Source organism: Ornithinibacillus salinisoli (genome assembly GCF_042684965.1).
GTDB classification, from domain to species: Bacteria; Bacillota; Bacilli; order Bacillales; family Amphibacillaceae; genus Ornithinibacillus; species Ornithinibacillus salinisoli.
On sequence record NZ_JBHUMI010000039.1, the window covers coordinates 1 to 11038 of the forward strand.

An 11038-nucleotide genomic window follows, 5' to 3' on the forward strand; every position below is an offset into this window, starting at 1 on the left:
AGGTGGAAATCCCCCTACAAAATAGACAAAAAGGAGTAAATTTTATTCAAAGATATTCCTTTTTTCAACTCTTTTTACGTTTTTAAAAAAATAGGTTGTTTTTCAGCAGCCTCGCCTTTCCTCCCGCAGGAGTCTTCGTGTATTTCTTCCGCTAGAATAGTGCGCTTCAATTTCATGGCTTGTATTCTGTTCCATTAGAAAGAGTTCCACAAAACGTTTATAGCATGGGCTAACACTATTCCTAATCAGAAGATAACCATCAGCGAAGTATTCTGACGGAGCGGTTTTGTAGCACACTATTGAATTAGACTGTGAAAGTAAATCTACGCAAAAGTTATGTCGCTGTTTATGTAAACTACTCATTAATATTTATCACCTGAATATGCATTAATTTTACAGAGAAAAAACAGCCAGAAAAAAAAGACCTTCCCTATCACTATGTCTTCGTTAGACAAAGTAATGATAGTCGAAAGTCTTTTGGTTAGAAAGAATTAATTTTTAAAAGTTCCTTCACGATCTTCAGATTGTTCGATCCACTCTTCTAGTTTTTCTTTGAGTGTATTAAAACCAGAATTATCTTCAGGTTGCTGTGTTACGATTTTCTTCGGTTGAGCTTTCGGGCGTTTTTTTGGAGGCTCTTCTGTAGCTCGAATAGAAAGGGATACTTTATTATTCGCTTCATCTACGCTAAGAATTTTAACGTTTACTTCATCACCTACTGTTAGATGCTCATTAATATCTTTAACATAACCGTGAGTTACTTCAGATATATGAACTAAACCTTGTGTATCATCATCTAATGCTACAAATGCACCATATGGTTGAATACCCGTTACTTTTCCTTGTAATACTTGACCAGTTTCAAACTTGTCTGTCATGCTGAACAACTCCTATACCTTATTCGATTCTTTTCACACAATAAACAATTTTATCATACATTTATTTATGTGGCAAAAGTAATTGGTGTTCCTTCTACCATGATTCAATTGTTACTAGTATGTCTTTTTTCTCAAGAATAAAATCTGCAGGAGGATTTAACTTCCAATTATCGCCTCGTATGATCCCTATTAATAAATAATTATTTTTTTTAACTTCATTTAAAACAGAGATGAAGGGCATGTTTTCTAGATTTTCAGGAAGTACAAAATGATGAAACTGATTACTGGCTAAGAGTTGTAATATTGTTTCAAACGGTTTGGATTTGGTTTTGAATAATTCGTGATAAAGCAATGAACTCATAAAATCATTTGGTCGGATAATCGTATTGGCACCTGCCCGAAGCGCATTTTCAATTTGATTCGTTGATAAAATTTCAACAATGATTGGTACATCTTTGTTATTTCCTCTAACAGCTACGGATGTTAGAATTGTATAATGATCGGTTTTTTTTTCATCTTTAGAAATGTCTGCTGTAATTACCACGCGACTCGCTTCTGTTATATTCGCTTTTTCCAAGATAGAATCATCTGTTGCATCACCATGGATAAAGTGAATTGGAATATGTTGATAGGAAATACGGGATAAACTTTGATCAATTAGAATGATATCAGTTTTTTTATTATGCTGTAATGTTAAATCAATTAGTTGTTTTGTTCTTTCATTCCATCCAACGAAAATAATATGATTCTTCCCATGGTACTCAACTCTTCCTTCTGATAAATCTTGTTCATGTTTAACCGTAAAAGCAGAAAACATGGCGATATAGAATGTAATAACTCCTCCACCCGAAAGAATCAATAATATTCCAATTATTCTTCCGGCAGTACTTAAAGGTACATAATCACCATATCCAACCGTTGATCCTGTAACAATAGCCCACCAAATTCCATCAAAGAAGGTAGGAAATTGTTTTGGTTCAACGAGGTGTATAATCCACCCAAACAAAAACATAACAAATAAAATCGTTAAAATAAGCCTAGCTGGTATTGGAAGCCGAAAATAAATATGCTTAAATTGTTCAATAAACATTGTCTCACCCTATGTCCTTATCCTATTTCATAGTATAGACAACAGACGGAATGCTTTATACAAATAGAAAAACTCATCCAATGTAGGATGAGTTTTTTATGTTAGTTTCATTTTAATGCTTTCGTATACGTCACTCCAAAAGTCGCGGTTTTCCCGGAAGGACCTTGTAATAAATAGGAGCATTTCTCGAAATTTTTCTTCATACCCTTCAGACTCTTTATTGGGAAGGTTCTCTTTAGCATGATCAAAAAATTGTTGAATTTTTTCAGCACGAGGCCCCCATGTAGCAACCTCATTCCCATTCTCGTCTATAAAAATGAATATCGGTATGGAGCGAGATTTACCGTTTGTTAAATACTGATCCATAAGTTCTAAATTTTGATCTCGTAAAAGCATTCTTACTTTCATGTTTGTTTTGTCAGCGATACGTAGAAGAATAGGGATATTTAGCATAGCGTCTCCACACCAGTCTTCGGTTAAAACGATAACACGAAGGTTTCTTTCTTTTACTTGTTGAAAAAAATCGGTATCTTCTGGTGGTGTGAAATGATCATATATGTGAAGTAGATTTTCTTTATGTTTTTCCATTGACTCAATATAGGTATCCGTTGATATTGCCTTTTCATACCAAGAATTTAGCGATGTCAACATAATCAGCTCCGTTTCTAATAGTTATGTTAAATATTAAATTAAATTTTATACATTAATAAGTTACCAGTAAACAAATGTGCTCTTGTGGAACTAATTTGCTATGATGTAATAGTACATACATATTGCATTAATTGGAGGAGGATATAGTTATGGGTAATTTAAATACAGAATTTTTGTTAAGACTCTTAAAAACGCCATCACCATCCAGTGATGAGGTAGAAATTCAAAAAAAGTGGATTCATTATGTGAAAGATTTTGCAGATGAAATAATGACGGATAATGCAGGGAATGCAATCGGTGTTCTTAATCCAGATGCGAATTTTAAAGTATTGCTGGCAGGTCATTGTGATGAAATAGCTCTCGTTATCAATCGGATCGATGATGAAGGTTATCTACATTTTGACAAAATGGGCGGAATCAATCCGAAAGCTGCCGTTGGAATGAAGACGACTGTCTTAGGCTATAACAAGGAGATTACTGGTGTTATTGGTGTCAATGCTCAACACCATGGCGGATTAAAAGATAAGTTTGATCTAGAAGATTTATTTATCGATTGTGGATTTACATCAAAGGAAGAAGCGGAGAAATATGTCCAAATCGGCGATCTCGTTGTCTACAAAACAGATCCAGAAATTTTAATGGATCGTTATGTATCCGGTCGTGGTTTAGATAATCGAACAGGATCTTTTATTGTTGCCGAAGTTCTTCGGAAATTAAAAGAAACTGGATGTAAGGTAGGTGTGTATGCAGCGAGTACAGTAAATGAAGAGACTAATATGGGTGGTGCCTATTTTGCTGCAGCAGGTATTAACCCAACCATGGCAATCGCTTGTGATGTAACCTTTGCAACGGATTACCCAGGGGTCAATAAGAATAAGCACGGTGATATTCGATTAGAAAAAGGTCCTGTATTGGCAAAAGGTGCACCAATTAACCGTAAAATCAATCAGTTATTAGAACAGGCAGCTACAAAACTAACCATGGATGTACAATATGAACTTACTCCTCGTATGACAGGGACAGATGCTGATAAAATGCGCTTAACTGGAAAAGGTGTACCGGTATCCTTGGTTTCATTACCCTTAAGGTATATGCATTCTCCAGTAGAGACAGCTAGTTTACAGGATATGGAAGAAGAAATTGAATTACTAGTCACTATGATTAATTCACTAACAGGCGAAGAGAGTTTAAATCCTTTAGAAGATTAAGTCGAAAAAGTCTTAGTAGCGAACTCGCAACTAAGACTTTTTTTGTCTTTATAAATAATAGGAAATTTAACCTGTGTAGTCACAATAAAATCATGATAATAGTAATAATTTCTTGCGGGTACAATCCTTATAGATAGGAAATAGATACCACTTTCGCGAAATATATGCTTCGATTTTAATTCTGCGCGTCTTTTTATAGTACATTATTCTCATTTTTCTTTTCTAGTCTATGAAAATTTAAAAGTAGTTTCATAGTTTTAGTGATTAAAAACCTGTACATATCAAGGCTTTTCCCACTTAAAAAACGTGTTGTAAATAAACCAACCAACTTTTTACCTAACTTAAAAATACATAAAAGTGGTACTTATTAATTAATTTTGAATATTCTCTATATTTACGACAAGAAGCGACAATATTCTCGCTTTCCATCCATTATAGTTACAGTATCAGCTAGAGTTACTGGTGTTGGAAGTAACCAGGTAATTTTAGTTAAAGGGAGGTGAAATTTAGGTTATCCTTTGTTAAATCTTCCAATGAAAGTTTGGGAGCAGGTTAACTTTTTTCAAATATCGAGGGGAGGAATAATTTTGTATAAAAGGCAAAAACGGGTCAGAGCATTCAGTATAGTAGCGTCACTACTAATGATCTTTTCACTCATTACACCTGGGTTGGTAGGAGCTGAATCTAGTGGTAAATTACACCACTCAGTTAATGACTATAAAGCATCCGCTACACAAGACAAAGTAAGTAATAGATTACAAGATCAATTTGAGAAAGACGATAAAGTAACATTTTTAATTAAATTTGCGGAAAAAGCGGATACAACCAAGGTTGCTAAAGAGGCGAGAGCAAATGCCCAAAAAGCAAGCTTGTCAGCGCAAAAAGTAGAACTTGCACAACGTTCTGCAGTTGTTTCTGAATTGAAGGCAGTTTCCATTCAGTCACAACAAAATGTATTGGAGCTTCTGGAAAGTGAAGCGGAAAAAGGAAATGCACAAGATATTAGATCTTACTTTATTGTAAATGGTATAGCAGTTACAGCAACAAAAGAAATTGCTGAAAAAGTTGCTACATTTGCTGAAGTAGAGAAAATATTACCGAACGAAACTCGTGAACTTCACACAACTACAATAACAGAAGATGCTGAGACACCACAGTCTGAGCTTGCAAATGTAGAGTGGAATGTTGAACGTGTTGGAGCTCCTGCAGTTTGGGATATGGGTATTGATGGTACAGGAACTGTAGTAGCTAGTCTAGATACAGGTGTTCAATGGGATCACCCAGCACTTCAAGAAAAATATCGTGGTTATGATGCTGCTACTGGTGAAGTAGATCATGAGTTCAGTTGGTATGATGCTTCTGGTGGTCAGGATGCTGCATATGATGATCATGGCCATGGAACACATGTAACTGGAACGATGGTTGGTAGTGAGCCAGATGGTTCAAACCAAGTTGGAGTAGCACCTGGAGCAAAATGGATTGCGACAAAAGTATTTGATGCTGCTGGTTATACTTCAGATGCGATTCTATTAGATGCTGCTGAATGGATTATTGCACCAGGTGGCCGTGTTGATATGGCACCAGATGTTGTAAACAATTCATGGGGAGGCGGACCAGGACTTGACGAATGGTATCGCGATTCAGTAAGAGCATGGCGAGATGCAGAGATTTTCCCTGAATTTTCTGCTGGAAATACAACGTTAACGAATCCAGGTGGACCAGGATCTGTTGCTGTACCTGCAAACTATCCGGAATCATTTGCCACTGGAGCTACTGATATTAATGATAATCTTGCTAGTTTCTCATTAAGAGGTCCTTCTCCATATGATGAAATTAAGCCAGATATTTCAGCGCCAGGAGTAAATATTCGTTCATCTGTACCAGGTAGCGGATATGAAGGTGGCTGGAATGGAACATCCATGTCAGGCCCAGCTGTAGCTGCTGTAGCGGCGTTACTACGTCAAGTTAATGCAGAAATTTCAGTTGATGATATGGAAGAAATTTTAATGAATACGGCAACACCTTTGACAGATTCAGAGTACCCAGATTCTCCAAATAATGGGTATGGACATGGATTAGTAAATGCATTTGATGCTGTCTCTTCTATTTTAGACGGCCTTGGAACGATTGAAGGTCAAGTAACAATGGATGGAGAAGATACAGAGGCACCTACATTTGAACATGAGGCTCCAGTTGAAACCTATGAAGGTATGGATTTGGAACTAACGGTTGATGTAAGTGATAACATTAGTGTTACTTCTGTTGAGTTACAGTTTGGAGATCAAACAGTAGAAGCAAATCGTGTATCTGGTGACTATCGCTCAGGCGAATATGCTGTAACTGTACCAGGTGATGCTATTAACGGTGATTCATTCACATATCAATGGGTCATTAATGATTTTGGTAACAATGAAGTTACTAGTGAAGAATATGTTGTTGAAGTAAATCCTGGAATTACGGTTGGATATGAGCAAGATTTTGAATCCAATCCAGTAGGCTGGACTTCTTCTGGTGCAAATAATAGCTGGGAGTGGGGAGAGCCAACATCTGGACCAGGTGAGGCAGCATCCGGTGTAAATGTTTATGCTACAAACCTAGCTGGACAGTATGATAATAATACGGATGCTACGCTTGTAATGCCACCAATTGATTTACCAGAAGGTGAATCGTTCTTACAATTTAACCACTGGTATAACATAGAGAACAACTGGGATTATGGATATGTCCAAATCTCAACAGATCAAGAAAACTGGACAGAACTAGTTGAACTAACTAACGTCTCTGACGGTTGGGAAGCTGCAGAATTCGATCTATCTGACTATAGCGGTGAACGTGTATACATTGCATTTAACCTAGATACAGATGGAAGCGTACTACGTGATGGTTGGTATATCGATGATGTTGCTTTATCTGACACATCATTAGGTATCGATACTGCGAAAGAAAAAGCAGCTCAAAATAAAGAAGCATTGGCTGAAAAGAAAGAAAAAGTAAACTCAGCTAAAGCGGAGCCGAGTTTACCAAAAGAAGACGATTCTCAAGCAAAAGAGAACCAATATAATCCTAGCGCACTTCCATTAGGAGCGCAAGTAAGTGTACTTGAAACTGGTCGTTCTGTGGCTACGAATCCACAAGATGGGTCCTACTCTCTAATGCATGCTGCTGGAAGCTTTACAGTAGTAGCAGAAGCATATGGATTCTATTCACAAGAGCAAAGTATTACATTAGAAGCTGATGGAACGGCAGAAGCTAATTTCACTCTAGAAGAACTACCACAAGCAACTGTTAGTGGTACAGTTACTAGTCAAAAATCTGGTAATCCGATTGAAGGTGCTACGTTACTATTAGTAGAGGATGCAAACATTACCCCTGTTGAAACTGATGCAGACGGTAACTATGATCTAACTGCTTACGAAGGTACGTATACCTTAAAAGTAATGGCAAATGATTATCATGGTCAAGAAGTAGAAATTACACTTGATGGTGATATGGATTTAGATTTAGAATTAGAACCATTCTTCACGGTACCTGGTGGAGAGATTGGTTATGATGATGGTACAGCTGAAAATGCGCGTGCTTACTATGACGCTGGTAACAAGTGGGCTGTTAAGATGTCCTTACCAGAAGGTAGAGACTCTGCCATTGTAACGGATGGTGTCTTCCAGTTCCACGGTACAGATTGGCCGGTACCAGGTGATACACCATTTGCAGTTGAAGTATGGTCTGCTGGTGATGACGGTATGCCTGATGAAAGATTAGCTGGTCCAATTGATGCAGAAGCAATTAGAAGTCTGGATGAGTGGACCGTAGTTGATCTACGTGAACAGAATATCCAAGTAGAAGGCGACTTCTATATGGTATATGTTCAAACTGGTGCAAATCCAAATGTACCTGGATTAGCAACAGATGAAAATAGTCCAAATGCTGAAAGAAGTTATCAGTCAGTTGGTGGAGCTTGGTCTCAATCTCCGGCAGCGGAAGGAAACTACATGATTCGTGCGCGTGTAGCTTACGGTGTAGATAATCCAGTTATTACAGCACCTGCTGAAGGTTTAATTACGAATGATGCTTCCGTAACAGTGGAAGGTACAGCTTCTCCTACAACAACTGTTAATTTATTAAATAATGGTGAAGAAGTAGGATCTGCTGAAATTGGTGACGATGGTAACTTCGCAATTGATGTGGAACTTACGGAAGGTGAGAATGAGTTCACAGCTGTTTCCATTGTAAATGGAGAAGAAGCAACTGAATCTGAATCCGTTACAGTAACATTGGATACAGAAGCACCTGAATTAACGATTGAAAATCCTTCTGATGGAGATAAAACAAATCGTGAAACTGTTACTGTAGAAGGTTTAATTGCAGATGATCATTTAGATTCTGTCACAGTAAATGGTCAAGAAGCATCGGTAAGTGATGGTACGTTCTCGAAACGTATTATCCTTGACGAAGGTGAAAATGTTATCGAAGTTGTTGCGACAGATCTTGCTGGTAATGTTTCAACTGAAACAGTAATGATTTCAGCAGATTATACAGCACCAGAAATTGATAACTTAACACCTACTGAAGATCAAGACCTACAAACTGGTGAAACGGTTATGATTGAGTTTGATAGTGAGCCGGGATTAAGAGCAACATTCATGGTCCACATGCCATTAACAAACTTAGGTGCTCAACTATATAATGCAACAGAATTGCCTATGATGGAAACTTCAGAAGGCCATTATGTTGGATATTGGACAGTACCTAGCAACCTAGTTGCAGATGGAGCAGTTATTGAAGTGAAGGTTGTTGATGACTTCGGAAATGAAACTCGCCAACTAGCAGATGGTAAGTTGTTCATTAATGGTGATGAAGAGAACACTAACGGTAATGGGAAAGCAAAAGGTAAAGAAAAAAATAAAGGAAATGGAAAAGGTAAAGGTAAAAACTAATTCCTTCTAACATTTCTAACAGTAAAAGGTGTGGAGGCTTATGCTTCTACACCTTTTCTTATTTATGTGCGTTCAATTGATAACTAGGAAAAATTTGTTATTTTATACACTGAAAAAAAATAATGTGACTTAAAGGTTTTTTCGTGTAATTAGATTTAGAGAAAACAATTGTCGCTTTTGTTATGTGGTTAAAGAAAGGAAGAACGTTTAAATTGGAATATTATACTTTCTACAGAATAATCAGCAGAAAAGCAGGTGTGTAGTTTTGGGTGAGGATCGAAGAAGTATTTGGGTCTATATAATATCAAGTTACCCTATAATTCCTCGTATAAATATAACTTTATAAAATAAGATGTTTCTAAGTCTACGCCTTATTATTGAATACATCATTATTTATTGGTGATACTACACATTATCAAAATGATAGAATTGTTTCTATCACAAGAAGACTGGCAATGTTTAATCAGGTATTAGAATAAGATAAAAAACCAATATTATTCACATAATTTTTAGAGGTGAGGCTCAGTACATGTCACGTGAACAACTTTTAAAAGAAATAGAAACATTAGACGCTAAACTAATGGTCTTGGTTTTAGAGCACTGGAATCGATTTGGAGATTTTAGTTCATGGCAATTTTGGTTTACCGTAGCTTTTTTCATTTTACCTTTAATTGTTACGATAATTTGTATTGACAAGAAAAAGATATTTCAAATTGCATTTTACGGTTACTCATTTCATATCATGTTTGTTTACTTAGATGTCTTTTTCGCTCGTAACAACTTTTGGGCTCACCCTTACCATATGATACCTTTTGTGCCAGTAAGTATTCCTATTGATGGGGCGTTTATTCCAGTTGCATTTATGTTAGCTTATCAATATGCAATAAACCGCAATAAAAATTTTTACCTTGTTAGCCTGATTACAGCTATTGCTATATCAATCATAGCGTTCATTTGGATTAAATTAGAACTACTTGTACTTTATAAAGGAATGAATATCTTTCATATTTTCCTACTTGATATAGGTATGTCGATACTTGCTTATTGGTTTACAGCGCTATTCCTAAAATTAAAGAAAACCTAAAAGTCTTTTTGCTATTTGAGGATTTTTAAAATTAAAATAGCGAACCGTATTTGATGTTTCAATTAACTAAAATCCCAAAAAAACTAAAATATTGCAGTACTAATGACTTTCGGTTAAAATGAAGTTACAATAAAATATCGATTCCATCTTCGGGGCAGGGTGCAATTCCCGACCGACGGTAAGGAACAAAACGTTCTAAGTCCGTGACCCGCAAAGAAATATTCTTTGTGGCTGACCTGGTGCAAGTCCAGGACCGACAGTTACAGTCTGGATGGGAGAAGATGTCGAGCTGAAAATAGGTGCAAATTGTACCTTTATTTCCTGTTGATTATACAACCCTAAAGCCCCGATTAGGAGCTTTAGGGTTTTTGTTATTATGGAACAGGAATAGGCTTATCCTTCACAACGAGATGTGAATCGATAACAAGGTGAAGGAGGAGATCGATGATGCAATCTACTAATCTGCAATCATCAAAACTAGTACGACTTATTATTTTATCTTTATTAGGGGCAATTTCACTATTATTATTTTTTGTGAATTTTCCACTACCATTACTACCATCTTATTTGAAAATTGATTTTAGTGATGTACCAGCGATTATGGCTTCGCTAATTTTCTCACCGATTGCAGGGGTAATTGTGGTGGCAATTAAAAATGTACTATATCTAGCAATAGGTGGTGGAGAGATTGTTGGTGTAACAGCCAATTTCTTAGCTGGATTAATGTTTGTAGTACCTGTAGGGATCCTATATCACAAATATAAAAATGTTAAAAGTATTGTTTCTGGTCTTGTAACTGGTACCATCATTATGGCTTTAGGAATGGGGATTTTTAATTACTTCATTCTTTTACCAGCATATGCATTAATGATGGGTTGGGGTGAAATGACACCTGAATTGAAATGGGGATCAGTAACTGCGTTTATCATGCCATTTAATGTTATAAAAGGAATTATAGTTGGTATGATATTTGTTCCTTTATTTATTAAAATGAGAAGATGGATTGAACAACAACAAGCAAAATTTGTATAGAAAGAGATGCTAATCCTTTTAAGAGGGATTAGCATTTTTTATGGTCTAGCGTACAATGTCAAATACTTTTTTCAAGTTTTTGAGTAACTCTAATACACCTACCGCAATTTCAAAATTTTTACAAGTAGCATTTAACCAAGTTTATTATAAAATAGGCTCCA

7 protein-coding genes and 1 riboswitch are annotated in these 11038 nt (G+C 36.3%); of the genes, 4 read left to right on the forward strand and 3 right to left on the reverse strand.

Features of this window, described 5'->3' with window-relative positions; all coding sequences use genetic code 11:
• Positions 1 to 491 precede the first annotated feature (491 nt).
• The 3 genes from yugI to ACFSTA_RS18835 form a co-directional block, all read right to left on the reverse strand.
• Complete coding sequence (gene yugI / locus ACFSTA_RS18825) at positions 492 to 878, reverse strand: S1 domain-containing post-transcriptional regulator GSP13 (protein ID WP_377558380.1); 387 nt, start codon at positions 876 to 878, stop codon at positions 492 to 494.
• 94 nt (positions 879 to 972) lie between these two features.
• Positions 973 to 1968, reverse strand: coding sequence for a potassium channel family protein (locus ACFSTA_RS18830; RefSeq protein ID WP_377558381.1), 996 nt, complete (start codon positions 1966 to 1968; stop codon positions 973 to 975).
• Positions 1969 to 2064: 96 nt separating this feature from the next.
• Positions 2065 to 2619: a thioredoxin family protein gene (locus tag ACFSTA_RS18835; protein ID WP_377558382.1), complete on the reverse strand. Its 555-nt coding sequence runs from the start codon at positions 2617 to 2619 to the stop codon at positions 2065 to 2067.
• Positions 2620 to 2768: 149 nt separating this feature from the next.
• On the opposite strand from ACFSTA_RS18835, the gene ACFSTA_RS18840 reads away from it, so the two are divergent.
• The 4 genes from ACFSTA_RS18840 to ACFSTA_RS18855 all read left to right on the forward strand — a co-directional run bounded on the left by ACFSTA_RS18840 (position 2769) and on the right by ACFSTA_RS18855 (position 10877).
• Positions 2769 to 3827, forward strand: coding sequence for a M20/M25/M40 family metallo-hydrolase (locus tag ACFSTA_RS18840; RefSeq protein ID WP_377558383.1), 1059 nt, complete (start codon positions 2769 to 2771; stop codon positions 3825 to 3827).
• 641 nt (positions 3828 to 4468) lie between these two features.
• A complete protein-coding gene (locus tag ACFSTA_RS18845) occupies positions 4469 to 8761 on the forward strand; it encodes a S8 family serine peptidase (RefSeq protein ID WP_377558385.1) in 4293 nt (1430 codons plus the stop codon).
• A 529-nt stretch (positions 8762 to 9290) separates the two neighbouring features.
• Positions 9291 to 9845: a CBO0543 family protein gene (locus tag ACFSTA_RS18850; protein ID WP_377558384.1), complete on the forward strand. Its 555-nt coding sequence runs from the start codon at positions 9291 to 9293 to the stop codon at positions 9843 to 9845.
• Positions 9846 to 9986: 141 nt separating this feature from the next.
• Positions 9987 to 10132: riboswitch (FMN riboswitch) on the forward strand.
• Between the two features lie 160 nt (positions 10133 to 10292).
• A complete protein-coding gene (locus ACFSTA_RS18855; RefSeq protein ID WP_377558386.1) occupies positions 10293 to 10877 on the forward strand; it encodes an ECF transporter S component in 585 nt (194 codons plus the stop codon).
• Positions 10878 to 11038: the final 161 nt, after the last annotated feature.

What these genes read in the sequence shown, in the direction of transcription:
- ACFSTA_RS18850 (WP_377558384.1), top strand. Translation starts at nt 9,291, where the DNA reads ATGTCACGTGAACAACTTTTAAAAGAAATAGAAACATTAGACGCTAAA.
- ACFSTA_RS18840 (WP_377558383.1), top strand. Translation starts at nt 2,769, where the DNA reads ATGGGTAATTTAAATACAGAATTTTTGTTAAGACTCTTAAAAACGCCA.
- ACFSTA_RS18830 (WP_377558381.1), bottom strand. Translation starts at nt 1,968, where the DNA reads ATGTTTATTGAACAATTTAAGCATATTTATTTTCGGCTTCCAATACCA.
- yugI (WP_377558380.1), bottom strand. Translation starts at nt 878, where the DNA reads ATGACAGACAAGTTTGAAACTGGTCAAGTATTACAAGGAAAAGTAACG.
- ACFSTA_RS18855 (WP_377558386.1), top strand. Translation starts at nt 10,293, where the DNA reads ATGCAATCTACTAATCTGCAATCATCAAAACTAGTACGACTTATTATT.
- ACFSTA_RS18835 (WP_377558382.1), bottom strand. Translation starts at nt 2,619, where the DNA reads ATGTTGACATCGCTAAATTCTTGGTATGAAAAGGCAATATCAACGGAT.
- ACFSTA_RS18845 (WP_377558385.1), top strand. Translation starts at nt 4,469, where the DNA reads ATGATCTTTTCACTCATTACACCTGGGTTGGTAGGAGCTGAATCTAGT.